This window comes from Planctomycetota bacterium (assembly GCA_039819165.1).
In the GTDB taxonomy this organism is placed as follows: Bacteria; Planctomycetota; Phycisphaerae; order Phycisphaerales; family UBA1924; genus JAHCJI01.
Genome location: JBCBSM010000002.1, coordinates 477,731 through 491,767, shown reverse-complemented (window position 1 = coordinate 491,767; position 14,037 = coordinate 477,731). Strand labels below are relative to the sequence as shown.

General features: G+C 62.7%; 14 protein-coding genes. 6 read left to right on the top strand and 8 right to left on the bottom strand.

Going from position 1 to position 14,037, the window contains the following annotated elements:
* Positions 1-22: 22 nt before the first annotated feature.
* From AAFX79_13535 to AAFX79_13520, 4 genes are all read right to left on the bottom strand, one after another.
* Positions 23-508, bottom strand: coding sequence for a DUF3368 domain-containing protein (locus tag AAFX79_13535; protein MEO1009579.1), 486 nt, complete (start codon positions 506-508; stop codon positions 23-25).
* Between the two features lie 3 nt (positions 509-511).
* Positions 512-796 carry a UPF0175 family protein gene (locus AAFX79_13530; protein ID MEO1009578.1) on the bottom strand — a complete coding sequence of 95 codons (285 nt, stop codon included), beginning with the start codon at positions 794-796 and terminating at the stop codon, positions 512-514.
* A 98-nt stretch (positions 797-894) separates the two neighbouring features.
* The gene (locus AAFX79_13525; protein ID MEO1009577.1) at positions 895-1,062 is read right to left on the bottom strand and encodes a hypothetical protein; all 168 of its coding nucleotides are present in this window, start codon (positions 1,060-1,062) and stop codon (positions 895-897) included.
* Between the two features lie 415 nt (positions 1,063-1,477).
* The gene (locus AAFX79_13520) at positions 1,478-3,346 is read right to left on the bottom strand and encodes a hypothetical protein (protein ID MEO1009576.1); all 1,869 of its coding nucleotides are present in this window, start codon (positions 3,344-3,346) and stop codon (positions 1,478-1,480) included.
* 90 nt (positions 3,347-3,436) lie between these two features.
* On the opposite strand from AAFX79_13520, the gene AAFX79_13515 reads away from it, so the two are divergent.
* Positions 3,437-4,954, top strand: coding sequence for an FG-GAP repeat protein (locus tag AAFX79_13515; GenBank protein MEO1009575.1), 1,518 nt, complete (start codon positions 3,437-3,439; stop codon positions 4,952-4,954).
* Here AAFX79_13515 and AAFX79_13510 read toward each other — a convergent pair.
* Complete coding sequence (locus AAFX79_13510) at positions 4,951-6,513, bottom strand: hypothetical protein (GenBank protein MEO1009574.1); 1,563 nt, start codon at positions 6,511-6,513, stop codon at positions 4,951-4,953. The genes AAFX79_13515 and AAFX79_13510 overlap by 4 nt on opposite strands.
* Before the next feature lie 725 nt (positions 6,514-7,238).
* On the opposite strand from AAFX79_13510, the gene AAFX79_13505 reads away from it, so the two are divergent.
* The 3 genes from AAFX79_13505 to AAFX79_13495 all read left to right on the top strand — a co-directional run bounded on the left by AAFX79_13505 (position 7,239) and on the right by AAFX79_13495 (position 8,914).
* Positions 7,239-8,102, top strand: a complete 864-nt coding sequence (locus tag AAFX79_13505) for a ParA family protein (protein MEO1009573.1) — start codon at positions 7,239-7,241, stop codon at positions 8,100-8,102.
* Positions 8,086-8,544, top strand: a complete 459-nt coding sequence (locus AAFX79_13500; protein MEO1009572.1) for a hypothetical protein — start codon at positions 8,086-8,088, stop codon at positions 8,542-8,544. The genes AAFX79_13505 and AAFX79_13500 overlap by 17 nt, the downstream gene beginning before the upstream one ends.
* A gap of 97 nt (positions 8,545-8,641) precedes the next feature.
* Positions 8,642-8,914 carry a hypothetical protein gene (locus AAFX79_13495; protein ID MEO1009571.1) on the top strand — a complete coding sequence of 91 codons (273 nt, stop codon included), beginning with the start codon at positions 8,642-8,644 and terminating at the stop codon, positions 8,912-8,914.
* Between the two features lie 210 nt (positions 8,915-9,124).
* Here AAFX79_13495 and AAFX79_13490 read toward each other — a convergent pair whose 3' ends face one another.
* The 3 genes from AAFX79_13490 to AAFX79_13480 all read right to left on the bottom strand — a co-directional run bounded on the left by AAFX79_13490 (position 9,125) and on the right by AAFX79_13480 (position 10,801).
* Positions 9,125-9,535, bottom strand: coding sequence for a hypothetical protein (locus tag AAFX79_13490; protein ID MEO1009570.1), 411 nt, complete (start codon positions 9,533-9,535; stop codon positions 9,125-9,127).
* 96 nt (positions 9,536-9,631) lie between these two features.
* Positions 9,632-10,168, bottom strand: coding sequence for a hypothetical protein (locus AAFX79_13485; protein ID MEO1009569.1), 537 nt, complete (start codon positions 10,166-10,168; stop codon positions 9,632-9,634).
* 357 nt (positions 10,169-10,525) lie between these two features.
* The gene (locus tag AAFX79_13480) at positions 10,526-10,801 is read right to left on the bottom strand and encodes a hypothetical protein (GenBank protein ID MEO1009568.1); all 276 of its coding nucleotides are present in this window, start codon (positions 10,799-10,801) and stop codon (positions 10,526-10,528) included.
* A 121-nt stretch (positions 10,802-10,922) separates the two neighbouring features.
* On the opposite strand from AAFX79_13480, the gene AAFX79_13475 reads away from it, so the two are divergent.
* Together AAFX79_13475 and AAFX79_13470 are read left to right on the top strand one after the other, a co-directional pair.
* The gene (locus tag AAFX79_13475; protein MEO1009567.1) at positions 10,923-13,145 is read left to right on the top strand and encodes a protein kinase; all 2,223 of its coding nucleotides are present in this window, start codon (positions 10,923-10,925) and stop codon (positions 13,143-13,145) included.
* 8 nt (positions 13,146-13,153) lie between these two features.
* Positions 13,154-13,732 (top strand): hypothetical protein, encoded by a 579-nt coding sequence (locus tag AAFX79_13470; GenBank protein ID MEO1009566.1) that lies wholly within the window; start codon positions 13,154-13,156, stop codon positions 13,730-13,732.
* The last annotated feature ends 305 nt before the right edge of the window (positions 13,733-14,037 follow it).

Sequence of the window (14,037 nt, the reverse complement as noted above, 5' to 3'; positions counted from 1 at the left end):
ATCGATACCGGATGGGGTGGCATCAGTACGTCCCGCGTTCGGCTCGAAAGCGCTCCAGCACGAGCTCCAGTACCCGCGGCGAGATGTAGAAATCGGTCGCCTTGAGGGCAACGAAGGCCTCGGCCAGGTCCAGCATGTCGCGGCGGGCGGCCAGTTCCAGCACCCCAACCGTGCCGGTGACATCGAGGCCGCGAGCCACGGCGGCCGCACGGCCATCGCGATCGTCCATCAGGATCAGCGGCGACTGGATCTCCATGGCCAAGGCGATGGCTTCGTCCTCGCCGGCGTGGATGCGGGCGATCGGCTCGTGCGGGCCCACATCGTGGATCTGGAGCCACTCGGGTGGTGCCTCGATGAAGGCACGGACTGACGCCGGTCGACGGGCGTCTCTCAGCTCATGGGCAACCGCCGTTGGAACCGCCACGGTGCCGAAGAGCTCGGGCAGCACGCCGATCGCCCGGATGTTCACGAGCGCGATGATCGGGGATGCGTCGGAGACGACGATCATGGACTAGTGCGGCTCGGCGCCGTTGCGACCGAGGACGCGATCGAGCGTCGCACGATCACCGGCCAGATCTTCCAGCCCGGCGCTGCCGGCGTAGACGCCCCGCCGCCGGAGCAGGTCGGTCGTCTCGTCGCGATCCAGGCCGAGGGCCTCGCCCAGCTCGCGGTGGGTGAGCAACTCCCGCCGGTACAGATCGATCAGCAGGGCTTCCCGGGCCGTTCGCTCGAGATCCTCGAGCCGGCCCCGAACGGCCGCCTCGATCTGTGCTGGGAGGTGGATTTCGATTCGCATGGTGGCCTCGCTGGTCAATGGTAGTCTCCGTCGAGTTTGCCACACATCTGGCCTGAACGCAAGCACCCGGACCCCGTTGCGGGGCCCGGGATTGATGCCTACGCCGCGTCGGCCTGGCTGGCGGCCCTGTCCGCGGCTCGCAGCTCGGCGATCGCGTCGTAGGCCCTGGCGGATAGCCGGCCGAGGACTAGGAGCTCGGTGCCAGAGAAGCTGTCGCTGTCGTGCCAGGTGCCGTCGGCGTCTCGGTACGACCGGGTGAACGTCACGCCGTAGAAGGGGCCCTTCTCGCTCCCGTTCTTGGGGTAGTTCCGCTAGATGCTCGCCTTGATGCGGCCATCGGCGATGGTCCTGATGGGTGTGTTCTTCTGTGTGGCCATATCACGTGCTGCTTTCTGTTCGTTGAAGTGATGGATGCCCAAGGATGCTCGGCAGAGCCGGCGGGTCAAGGGGTTGGTGCGGGCAGCCCGAGAAGCGCAGCCTCGCAAGGGCAACACGGCCCCTTGACCGGGCGGCGGAGAGCGTCAAGCTCCAGCACCAACTTCAACGAACGAAACGGGCAGAAGCGAAGACCACGATGAACACGCCAAAACGACAAGAGGGCCCGCCGGCGAACGGCAGGCCCTCGGTCCGAATTGGCTGCCAGACTCTGGCGGTCGCACGATGGCGATCGCGACCGGCTGCCTACGGCGTGCCGGCGGTGTATGCGTCGATGAACGCCGCGGCGTCGTACGCATCGATCTCGCCGCTGAAATCGGCATCGGCTCGTTCGTCTTGGTCGGCGTAGTAGATGTCGAACAACGCGACGTCACCCGGATCCATGACCATGTTCTGGTTCAGGTCCGGGCTGAAGCAGTTGTACGGGAGTTCGAACAGCCAGATGTCTCGCTTGTCGGTGAAGGTGTCCTGATTTCCAGGTTCATGAACCAGCGTGTGCACCGACCAGAGCTTGCACGAGACGGGGTCGTGCTGCATATCCGAGAAGTCGGCCCACTTGCCATCGGTCAGGATGTACGGGATACCTGGTCCGGCCTCGACGACAACCTCGCTACCAGAGACGATTGCGTCGTAGGAACTGTTGAGCCGCGCCCGGCGTACTTCGGGGCCGACTATGTTGTCGGAGTAGGTGTACTCTAGATACGCGGTACCTTGCCTGGTCACCCCAATGGTCGGGTGGTAGTAGTCGCCGGTACCGGACAATCGTCCTCGCTCGATGATGCTGGGTTGCCAGACAGACGGAGATGTCTGGAAGTTGCCCAGATCTGGATCGATCACGTACCACTGAACCACCCATTCGTCCAATCTCTGGGGAGTACTGGCTTCATCTGACGGGTTGCAATGGTGGGCCACGAAGACCCGTGGATTCCCTTGGTTGTCCTCGGTTAGAACGGCCGATGAAATAAACGACCCAGGAACGTTCGGACTGAATCCAGGTGCGGTCGCGGGTACACCGCTGTAGAAGAAGTTGAATCCACCGCTCGTGTTGATCTCCATGTCCTCAAGATCACCGGTTGGACTAGAACCACTGACATCTAGCCGCTGAGTGTATCGCCAGCGAGGTGCCGGGTTCGCGTTCTCATCGAACCACATTCCGCCCATGCGAATGGCGGTCTGCTCGCCACTTTCTCCAACACCCACAAACAACTGGGTGTTCTCGTATTGCTCATGCGGTTCTTGCACGGGATACTGGCGCGTGTGAGAATCCGGTGCACTCACAAAGGGCGTGTCCTCCAGATCTTCAAACCGCATGCAGAGGAAGTCGTCCTCATCCGGACGATCGCCGTCGAGGATGGACGACTGCGGCACTCCCGATGCGTCTGGATTAAAGCGAAGGGGAATGATGAAGAGGCAAGAGAACTCGGCCCCTGCCCCAGGTGGGACGTCGAAACCGAATGCGGTCACGTAGATCGCCTGTTCGTCGATCGAGATGACTGGGAGATCGAAGAGGCCTGCTTGGTCAATCGGCAGCGGAAACGGATTGTGCGTTCCACCATCGTCGTAGCGGTCCATGGTCGTATCCCACATCCGGAACGCCGAACCGCCATTGCCTGGATCGGTGTCCGTCCCGGTGAAGTACCACCAGTGCGAGTCGTTAAATGTATTGAGAGTGCCTCCTGCTGGAAACAGGGCCGGGTTCTTGTTGACGGCGAGGTGCAGCGGCGAGATGTTGTTTGCCCCGGTGCCGCTCCGGTTCTCTTCGCTGTAGCTGATCCACTGCCTGCCCTCGCCGTAATCTGTGCGACCGTCAAAAAAGCGGCTCTCTGCGGGCGTCGCCGATCCAGTACCCACCCGAATGAACGGCCATGGCGTTACACCACCGACGCCCACCGGTCGATCATCGAGGATCACGCCGGTCTTGGAGAGCATCGTGATGCCGTGGTTCGAAGTCACAACGATGGCATCCGAACCCACGGAGATCGCCGCATCCGTCGCCTTCTCGCCAAATTCGGCGTTCGGATCGTGGGTACGAGCCACCATTTCAACCTGGCCGGCCGATGATCCGGCGAAAGCCAGGGCCACTGTAACGACGGCAGTGCTGCGCTTACAGACCATAAATACACTCTCCTTCGCTTGGATCAAAGTTCTGCTCTGTTGGGGAGAACCAATTGGAGCGATCACTTATAGGACATCAGGAAACGCCGTGTGGTCAGCCGACGAGAAACGGATCGAGAAGCCCCTGTTTGCCATATGTGTGGGTTGCCGTATATGCCAAGCGGAGAATGGACGCTTGCACGACCGCGTCCTTGCTGCCACAATTGGACCATGACAACCACGGCACGAGTTGGAGCACTGCTAGTGGCCTGGGGGGTGGTCGCGACAGTCGTCACGGCCCAGCCGACCTGTCCCGAGCAGCTCCTCGATCCTGTTCGCCAGCCCGGCCTGGGTGAGTTCGGCTTCGATCTCGGCATGCACGGCCGGCACCTGATCGTGGGCGATCCGGCCAGCGACGTCTGGTGCGGCGGCGATCCGCTCTGCGGCAAGGGAGCGGCCTACGCCTACACCTACGACGAAGATCTCGGCGAGTGGGTGTTCCTGGAGTTCATCTTCCCCGACGACATCGCCGAGCCGCGGACGGGTGGTTTCGGCCCGGCGGTCGATGTGCACGAGGACCGGGCCATCATCGGGGCGTACGGCGCGGGCGAACTGGGCGGTGCGTACATCTTCGAGTTCGATGGCACACGCTGGGCCCAGATAGCGCAGTTGCTCCCGCCGAATGATCCCCGGCGGTACCCCTGGGGCGAGCACGCCGCCATCTGGGGCGACCGCGCGATCTTCGGCAACGGCGGCGAGGCCGTGATGGTGTTCCGCTTCGACGGCGATGCGTGGCAGAAGGCCGCCATGCTGACCTCCCCCGATAGCCCGACGGCGCGCTCCGATTTCGGCGACGCCATGGACATCGACGACACTTGGATCGTCATCGGTGCTTTCGGCGAGGACATCTTCGGCCCCGAGCACGGGGCGGTATACCTGTATCGGTACGATGGCGACAACGAGCCGGTCTTCACGCAAAAGCTGCTTCCGCCGACAACGGACGAGTTTCACCGATTCGGGTACTCGGTTGCAATCGATGGCGACACGCTGGTCGTCGGCGCCAATCTATCTCGACGAACAGTGGACCCGCTCGCAGGCGAAGGCGCAGCGTTCGTGTATCGATGGGATGGCGACAACTGGGAACTGCAAACCGAACTTGAGGCGCTCGAACCGCGGCCAGGAGCGTATTTCGGGAGCAGCGTAGCAGTTGATGGCGACGTCATCGCGGTTGGTTCAACTCGAGACGCACTGTATGGGGCCGCGCATGTCTTTCGCCGTGCCCCGGATGGCGACTGGCTGCGTGCCGCCTACGTCACCCCATCGATCGTCGATCTGGTGCCGGTCAACATCGGGGAGTCGGTCGCGCTCGGGAGCGGAATGCTCGTCATGGCTGGGTCTGATTCTCGCTACGAGGGCGCGGATCTCGGCAGTGCGCACGCATTCCAACTGGACTGCCTGGTCTGCCGGGCCGATTTCGACGCCGACGGTCGCCTCACCCTCTTCGACTTCCTCGCCTTCCAGAACGCATTCCAGGATGGCGACGCCTCCGCCGACTTCGACGGTGACGGCGAACTCACGCTGTTCGACTTCCTCGCCTTCCAGAACGCGTTCGACGTGGGCTGCTCTTAGATCCACCGCTCGCCCTCTACCGCTCTCTGGCGGTCAAGCTGGGATTGCTGGAAGGCGAAGCAAGCTTCATCCCAGGCCTCCCTGCTCCATCCCCTGCCCTCGCGAGCGACCAGGAACGGATCCTCGATCCGCTGCTGCTTCGCGACGCGGATGCAGGCTACCACGAATCGCTCCTCGTCGGACATGCTGCCCGAATCCGGTGCAGCTCCCGCACCACCCGCAGTTGGTCCCTCGTGGCTACCCCGCCTCTTCTGCGAGCCGTAGCGGTGCTCCTTGAGCCTGGCGAGGGCGGAATGCTCCTCGGCCTGGGTGATGAACGCGGTCTTGCGCTCCCGCAGCAGCCAGTAGAACAGCGCCCCTGCCCGCTCGCCGTGGGTCTTGGCCCGCTCGGCCATGGCGGCGAATTCGTGGAAGTCGAGGCGTTCGGTGTCGCTCGCGCGGGCAAGATCGAGTTTGAGGGCTTGCTCGTGCAGGCTGCGTAGGCGGTCGATGTCGCGGAGATCCTCGGGCCGGATGTTGCGGATGTTCGGAGCGTCCGAAGCCCGGCCTCGAAGTGTCCTCCTGCCAGTTCCTGCTGATCCAAGCGAGGCACCAGGACGGCCTGCGCGTTCGCGGGCGGGCCTCCTGGTAGCTTGATTCCTCGCTAGAGGAAGGGACCTGTTTAGATCAGGGCTGGCGGATCCACACTGGATTGACCCGGTCGGGCTAGCGGATCTGCCTCCGTCTTGTCCCTGCTCCATTGAGTCCTCCACGGCTTTGTCCACGGAGCTATCCACAGGGACGTGAGCTGCATCGTCCCTTGGCATGGTCCATTCAGTATCGATCGCATCGTGCGCGCCGTAGCGGTTCAGCAGGTGCTGCGGTGTTTCGAGCGGTCGCAGCCAGCCGAGCGCGACTAGCTGCGCGCGGCCCTCGGTGACGGTGCGCGGCGAGATCCCGAATACGTCCGTGATCCACTCGCGCGTGGTCCGGCCATCGACGCGGTACCTCCCCTGCCCCTTGTGCCAGAACAGCGATCGGATGAGCGTGGCGATGGCGACGGCCGCGGCGCCCCGGCTGAATGCCCCGGCAATGGCACGCACGATCCGCCGCGGCACCGGCACCGTCCGGCGCGGATGCGGCAGTCGCTCCAGCATGTCGTCGAAATCGGTGGCGTCTTCGATCGCTAGGTCGCCGATCGACGTGGCGAAGTCGATGGCGTGTTCGCCGAGGCTGACGAGTCCCAGTCGGGCCAGCCGCCGGGCATCTGCCTCGAGCTCGCGATCGGCCGAGGGCGAGCCACGCCCGCCGACGAGGGCTCGCAGCTCCGCCGTGGTGTACAGCGGCCGCGTCCCCTTTGCTGCGGACCCTCCGCAGCGTCGCCGCTCGTGCATCTCGTGGGCCGCAAAGTAGATGCGGAACTGGCGGCGGGTGATGTGCCTCGCGTGGTAGCACCACCAGGCCATGGCGAGCTGGTGGACGGCGATGGGGCGGTACGACCCGGCGATGCGGTCGACCCAGACGCCCTTGCTCTGTTGGTGCGTGCGTTGCGGTGTCCTTGCTTGTGTGGATGTAGCCATGCGGCCTCCTCTCTGCACGGGCATGGCGAGCCACCGGCCAATCCGGACGGGATTGACAGCGGGCCGGGATCGCGGTAGCTTCGGAGGATCAGTTCAATACAGGCCCCGTGCTCCGCACTCGGCTCAAGCAGGCCGCTCTCTCTGGGGGCGGTCTTCGCATGTGGCGGCGCGACGCCCGCGCCTCGATGGTTGTGGTTGGCCCCGCTCCGTCCCGCGTGCCGGGCCGGCATGGGGCGTGACGCCTCACTGTCGCGCGAGTCGCGGCGATGTGTCAATCGGCCCGGCGTCGCGCCATCGCACAACGATCTCACCGACTGGTCCCTCACGACCGGGGCCAGATGTCCAGGGCCGAACGAGTGGGGCCGTTCGAGAGGTCGCATACGCCCGGTGCAGGTCGTGCGGGACCAGTCGAACGGCGACAGAGACTGGTACCAACTGACTGGTTCCGGTCGGCTAGGGGTGACCGGTCCCGAATCGTGTGGAAAGCTCAGAGTCGAGTGTTGACAGGAACATCTCGCTCGTGCCAATGTGGTAGATGCAACGCCCGATGGGCGCCATTCGAGTGGTCCCGCTCAACGAGGCGCGTGAAGCACGTCATCACAGACGTGGTCCAATCGATCGGTGCCACTCGACAGGTCTCCATCGATCGGTCCGGTTCGCTTGGGACCAGACGACCGGGCCCGAAGAGGGGGCGCCCAACGAAACTCAACTGTGGATAAGAACCTATGACCAGATCTCGACACACAGCCATCATCGCCGTCGGCAACCAGAAGGGCGGCGTGGGCAAGACGACGACGACGGTGAACCTCGCCGCCGCCCTGGGCACGCTCGGCAGGCGATCGCTCATCATCGACCTCGACGCCAACTGCGGCGCCACCCGATGCCTGGGCGTGCCGCCCGACAGCTACCAGGGCAGCTACGAGGTGCTGCTCGGCGACGAGGATCCCATCGCCGTAGCGCTCACGACCGATCCCGACGAGGAGATCGAGCTGCCGGCCAACGTCTCGCTCATCCCGGCGAACCGCGAGCTGGAGCGGATCGACGCGGAGCTGCAGCGCAAGTACCGCATCGCCGGCCGCCACGACTGCCTGCGGCATCCGATCGACAAGATCGTCCGCTCGGGCCGGTGGGACTTCGTCTTCCTCGATACCGCCCCCAACATCAGCACGCCGACGGTGGCCGCGTACCACGCCGCGGAGTGGTTCCTGCTGACGGCGACGCCCGAGCGGCTGGCGATCGAGGGGCTCAACGACGCGATGAGCGACATCCAGACCGTCCGCGAGCTGAGCAACGCGAACCTGCGGCTGCTCGGTGTCGTGCTCTCCTGCGTGAATCGAGAGACCAACCTGGCCAAGGAGGTGATCGGCTGGGTCGAGGACACGTTCCGGGACGCCGGCGCGTTCGGCGACTTCGAGACGCGGATCAGCCGCTCCGTCAAGGTTCCGGAGGCGCAGGCGAGCGGCCGCACGATCGTGCAGGCGATGCCGGACCACAAGGTGGCCGAGGAGTACCGCCGGCTGGCGCGCGAGCTCCTCGAGAGGCTCGACGTCGCGAGAGCGGGGGAGGGGGCGCATGGCCAGGCCGCGTGACCGCCTCGTGTCCAACCCGCTCAAGCGCGATCACGTCGCGGCGATCGCTGGCGTGGTCCCCGCGCGAGGTGCACCAAGTGACGCGAACGTGGAGTCGCCGGAGTCCGACAGACCGGTAGAGCACGAGCGTCGAGTTCACCGCCGGCGGCGTCCCGAGGCCACGCGGCAGCTCAAGGCGCGGTTCTCTGTGTCGGAGGCCGAGGACATCGAGTGCTTCACCCGGACGCTCTCGGGCTACCTCGGCTGCAAGATCAACACCAGCGAGGTCACGCGGGCGCTCTGGACGCTCGCCGTGCGCTCGCAGGACGAACTCGCGGGGCTCTCGGCCCGCGCGCCGAGCCTCGAGCGCCCGTCCTACGGCAACCGCTTCGACATGGCCGACTACCTCGACGACATGGCCGACTTCCTGCTGCTGGCGCTGAAGCAGACGCGTCGCAAGTAGCTTTATGGATCCGCTCGATCCCGAGCAAGGTCGCTCCGTGCGTCGGTGGACGTTCGGGCGTCGAGGCCGGCTTGGATGGGCCATCACTCGCGGGCGAATGGCCCACCGCAAGCCGCCCAATCCGACGCCGACGACCAGCCAGCCGCCCGAGGTGCCGGTGTGGCTCAGCGTCGAGCAGATCCGAAAGCGGGAGCGGATGCGACGCGAACGCGTCATCGAAGCCATGGAAGCCGGCGAGCTGCCCTACGAGCGACGCGGCCGCGTCCGCTACGCCCGCCTCAGCGACGTCATCGCCTGGGAAGAGCGGCGGCTGAGGACGCCGGAAACGACGAGCGGCTCCATACGGAGCGATCTGGAGGATCTGCTCTGAGTGATGACGTCTGGCTGCCAACCAGCCCGCTACGCGCCGCGGAGCTTTGGTGCGATGGTGGGTTGCACAGATCCGGGTGAAACCTGTAGGGCATGTCGCGCGCGTCGCGCCACACTCGAAGTCACTGCCACTCATCAACGGCCGACAGCTCCCTGATTAGCAAGGAGCTATTCTGGTTCACGTGACGCATGGTGCATGCGCCAATGTGCGTCAGCTTGTCCGGCCCGCCTCAAGCTGCGCCAGGTTCGACTCGAACGTGTGGACCTGCGGTAGCTGTGGCGTCAGCTTGAGCCGAGCACGGATATCGTCTGGTGAGTTCCTGGGCCGGTCTTCGTCCAGCTTGCTGAGCGGGACCTTGATGACGAACGGGATCCATCGCTCGGTGTCTCCCTCAGCCGTAAAACGGACTGATCCAATATCGTCGTCGATTGGATCATCGCCGAACGCCCACCGATCTGCGGGGCGAACATGCGTATCGTCTCCATACAGCGCGTGACCGAGTTCATAGAGCAACTCGGTCCGCCGATCGAACTCCGAGAACTCGACGCGGGTCTCAAGTTGGACGATGGCATTCGCCACGTCAACCGAGATGCTCAGCTTGCTTCCTGTAATTCGTGCCATGCCGTTGCTCCTGTTGTGTGCATTGCGGGTTGGGCGTGAGGCAACAACGCCGCCCGATGCGGCGTCCGCCACAGGCCGAGTTGGTTACCTGGGTGCTCAGGCGTCCGGATCCTGCGTGATGTTGATCGACACCGGCGTGAGCTCGATCGACCGGCTTGTGATGTGAATGCGGAACATCATCACGGTCGGGACATCCGCGCCTCGATCCGTGAAAGGAGCCGCTTGCAGTGCCGCGGCCAAGAGATCGAGGATCGCGGTCGTATCGGTCTTGGATTCTGCGCCGGTGAACATCCAGCCATTCTCAAATGTTATTTTTAGTTCTGATTTTGCAAAAAACTCGTACTGAGAGAAGCGGTAAGGGCGAGAGTAATCGGGGAGATAGATGACCTCTAGCTCGTACGTATCCAGAAGAAGGGATTTGTCTTGAGTCTCCAAATTGTCCTCTAACTTCTGGATCGACTCAGATCTCATGCGAGCGATCAAGAAAAGTTCTGGCTCGTAGAAAATGTATCCGTCGTCCTGGTCGTTGCCCCATTCGTCGAGCTGATCAGGGGCGAGTGGGCTAATCTTGTAGCCGGCGCAGCTACAGAGAAACGTGACGCTGTACAAGCCGAGCAGTAGGGAGTTTCTCATGGGAATGCCTCGTTCGTCGTGCTTGCGGAGAGAGTGCTGTCGCACGACTACCGCAAACGCACCTAGAGTGTGTGCGCATGCTGAAAAAAATGAGGAATTTCTGCGATGAAGAACCGCACGGATCCAGATGGTACCGTGACACGGTTGATCCAGGCAGCTCGTGCCGGTGAACCAGGTGCTGAAGATCAGCTCTTCTACCGCGTTGAGGGTGAGCTTCGGCGGGCTGCCCAGTCCCTGCTGACATCAAAGGGGGTCGGTATTGACGTGCTCCGCGGGACTGAATTGGTCAATATGGCGTGCGTTCGACTACTGGGTCGAGACCAACCCTGCGTGGAAGATAGGGCCCACTTCTTCTTTTTACTGGGTCGCGCTATGCACGACGTGTTCGTCGAAGAAGCTCGGAGGCACGCGACGGTAAAGCGAGGGCATGGGCGAAGACGCGAGATGCTTGTCGAACTGGCGGACCAATCGAGCACGCGTATCGCCGCCACGGATCTCCGCGATGGCATGGATGCGTTGCGAGCGACGGACCCGGACGCCGCCCGAGCAGTCGAGCTCCATCAGCTGGCGGGTCGCTCCCTCCGCGAGACCGCCGAGTTGATGGGGGTCACCTTGCACCGTGTCCGCCAGCATGTCGAGTACGGAATGGCGTGGCTGCGCGAACGACTGGACGCACGAGAATAGATCGTAGTTTCCGCGCACGCTGGGTGCGTGATCTCGGTGGGAGACGGACGCATTGATCTGAGGGATGCGCGTGACCAAGCCCGTGGACGAAAAAGCGGTGTTCCTCGCGGCCCTGGCTGTCGCCGCTGCAGATCGAGATGCGTTCCTTCGTGGGGCATGTCCTGATGCCAAGGCCCGGGAGCGTATCGAAGCGCTGCTGCGATCGCACGAGCCAATCAGTCCTGAAGAGGCCCCGAGCGCACTCGCCCACTTTCGCATCGTCCGAAAGCTTGGCGAAGGCGGGATGGGGATCGTGTATCTTGCTCATGATGAGATCTTGGAGCGGCCAGTAGCTCTCAAGATTCTCTCTGGCGCGCGCGCGGCCGACCCAACAGCGCTGGCTCGGTTCTATCACGAAGCCAAGGTCGTGGCTGGCTTGGCAGCGCCGGGCATCGTGCAGATCTACCAGTTTGGTGAGGATCACGGCCAGCATTACCTGTGCATGGAGCATGTCGACGGCCCGACTCTCGCCGAATGGCGTGCCCATGAACGGGATGCCGCAGTGACACGCAACGGCGGCGAGCTAAATCGACGAGCCGCCAAGGAGCACATCCGCCGCGTCGCGTCGATCATCGAACAGGTTGCTCGTGCGCTGGAGATTGCGCACAGCAACGACCCGCCGGTCATTCATCGCGACGTCAAGCCGTCTAACATCCTGATCGATTCGGGCAATCGGGCAAGGCTCACTGACTTCGGCATCGCCAAGATCGTCGCGGTGGACACGCTCACCATCGATGGGAGCATCGCAGGGACACCGCAGTACATGAGTCCAGAACAGGTCGCTCAGGGACAGGTGAAGATCGATAGGCGATCAGACATCTTCTCGCTCGGGGCGGTCATGTACGAATCGCTCACCGGGATCAAGCCGTTTGAAGGCGAGACGATCCATCAGGTCCTCGAAGCAGTGCGGTGCTCTCACCCCAGATCGCCAACGATGGTGGATCCAACGGTCCCAAAGGACCTGTCTATCGTCTGTCTCAAGGCTCTGGAGAAGGAGCCGACGCACCGGTATCCGACCGCGGGGCACATGGCGGCGGATCTTCGAGCGTGGCTTGAAGGTGCTCCAATACTCGCTAGACCAGCAACTCCCATGCGCCGCGTAAAGCGCGTGGTGTACACACGTCGGTACATGATTGGTGCGTTGGCCACGATGGCGGCCGGCATCGCGATCGGTGCGGCGTTCTTCGTAGGTCCGGACCACGAACGGCAATTTGTCGATGCATCTACATTTGGTCGTTCAGCCACTATCTGGATGCGAGAAATTGACATGAGGTCTGGACGTGTACACGACCCCGTGCTGCTCGGCCGCGCCGATCGTGTGCACGAAGTCCCGTTTGGACTAATCCGTTTCATTATAATCAACGCGGAAGGGCATCAAGCCGAATTTACGAGACTCGTACCACGAGCCGCTCGTGTGGAAATTAAAGGGCACGTCGTTCCGCGGCAGAAAGCGACCAAAGACATGGTGTTTGTCGTTCGGCGCCTTCCGGTTGAAGCGGATACTGCATACTCCAGGCGTGTGACCGGTCTCGTTTCGTATTGGATCGATGCCACTGAAGTTACATGCGCAGAGTACGCCAAGTTTGTCGATGACACCGAGGCTGAGCCGCCACCGATCTGGGATGGACCTGTCCATCCCGACGGCTGGGCAGAGTTGCCCGTGACCGGAGTCACGTGGGAGGAAGCGCAGCGATTCGCTGAATGGAGCGGCAAGCGGCTGCCGACCGCCCTCGAGTGGGAGTTCATGGCTCGGGGTGCCGATGCACGGCGCTTTCCGTGGGGCAATGAGCCCAGCGATGTGCCATCGATCCGTGCCCGAGCGAACACGTACAACGCGTCTCGCGAGCACCGGCTGCCGGCCGACGAAGCGCAGGGCGTCGATGGGCGACTGATCGATGGCTGGTCGGAGTTGACTCTAGTGCCGGCGGCACACCGGGCAGAGTTGCAGGCGTACATCGCGAGCCGGGTCAAGTCCGTTGGTGACTACGCCCAGGACTATATTGAGATTGCTGGCAAGCGTGTCACGCACGTGCTCGGCAACGTAACCGAATGGACGGAGACGCCCTACGTGCTGCCAAAATCCCCGGCTTCGCAGGCCGAGGCGAGCGGATTTTGGACCATTGTGGGCGAGCCCTGGACACGTGGTGATCAAAATGAGTTGGTTGATTTGAGTGCCAGCATGATGTCTCCATCGCAGCGACGAGTGGCTTTCGGCTTCCGCTGCGCGCGAAGCGAAGATCTAGACACCCAGTGAGAAGGGACATGGCCATGGCCGCAGAGCTAACCGAGATTCCGGCGAAAGACATCAGCGTGTACTTAGAGATCGACTTCGGTCGCATGTCGCACGACAAGGAATTTCGAAAGAACGCAGGAGTGGCTGCGTTGCCCCTGATCGATGAGTTTGCAAAGGCAGAAGTGCGTAGGAAATGGCTCGGGGTGAGTGCGACGGGTGTAAAGCCTTTTTATAGTAATATAAAAGCGCACGGATGGGTGAACGAGAATATACTCGGTCATAAGGATCACGGTACGGCATTGGAAGCGATGACCTCCGGGAATTCGAGTACGCTATATTGTATTAGGCCTCGAGACAATAATGGTCCGGACGAGATTGTATGTTATCACACGATGGATCTGATAGTCACCGACGGTGCGCCGTCCGGAACGCTCAAGAAGGGGCAGCTCTTCCATGTAGAGGCCAGGGCGAGCAATGATGACACGCCGCGTGCCTACATCCAGGCGATCATGAAGTTCCAGATGCCGATCACGCAAGGTTCAGGCGGTGCGATCGTGGATAGAGACGCAATTCTGCTGATCAATCCAAGAACTGGCATACTGGAGTGAACTCTGTGCTTGCGATTGAGCGTGCTGGAGCCAGGCATCGCTATTGCATTCCAATCGTATTGCGAGCGATGCAATCATCGTTTCCTCGCCATCGTATGGCAAGAGTCGGGGTCTTTGAACGGTCGCAAGAGTCAGGTTGCATGATCTCCCTCTATGCTCGCTGCGGGCCTGCGAAGGCGTAGGCGCAACCATATCGTTGCCGTGTGATCATCCGCCTCGCGTTGTGGTAGTGACGTCCATCTGTCCTTGATGGCGACATGTCACGTAGCGACTAGTGACCTGCCCCGGGTTTGAGGCCAGAGTCT

Bases quoted from the DNA above. Each gene is read 5' to 3' on its own strand.
- AAFX79_13490 (MEO1009570.1), bottom strand. From the start codon at position 9,535: ATGGCACGAATTACAGGAAGCAAGCTGAGCATCTCGGTTGACGTGGCG.
- AAFX79_13485 (MEO1009569.1), bottom strand. From the start codon at position 10,168: ATGAGAAACTCCCTACTGCTCGGCTTGTACAGCGTCACGTTTCTCTGT.
- AAFX79_13505 (MEO1009573.1), top strand. From the start codon at position 7,239: ATGACCAGATCTCGACACACAGCCATCATCGCCGTCGGCAACCAGAAG.
- AAFX79_13495 (MEO1009571.1), top strand. From the start codon at position 8,642: ATGGCCCACCGCAAGCCGCCCAATCCGACGCCGACGACCAGCCAGCCG.
- AAFX79_13510 (MEO1009574.1), bottom strand. From the start codon at position 6,513: ATGGCTACATCCACACAAGCAAGGACACCGCAACGCACGCACCAACAG.
- AAFX79_13470 (MEO1009566.1), top strand. From the start codon at position 13,154: ATGGCCATGGCCGCAGAGCTAACCGAGATTCCGGCGAAAGACATCAGC.
- AAFX79_13520 (MEO1009576.1), bottom strand. From the start codon at position 3,346: ATGGTCTGTAAGCGCAGCACTGCCGTCGTTACAGTGGCCCTGGCTTTC.
- AAFX79_13500 (MEO1009572.1), top strand. From the start codon at position 8,086: ATGGCCAGGCCGCGTGACCGCCTCGTGTCCAACCCGCTCAAGCGCGAT.
- AAFX79_13530 (MEO1009578.1), bottom strand. From the start codon at position 796: ATGCGAATCGAAATCCACCTCCCAGCACAGATCGAGGCGGCCGTTCGG.
- AAFX79_13535 (MEO1009579.1), bottom strand. From the start codon at position 508: ATGATCGTCGTCTCCGACGCATCCCCGATCATCGCGCTCGTGAACATC.
- AAFX79_13480 (MEO1009568.1), bottom strand. From the start codon at position 10,801: ATGCTGGCGGACACGGTGCAAGGTGACCCCCATCAACTCGGCGGTCTC.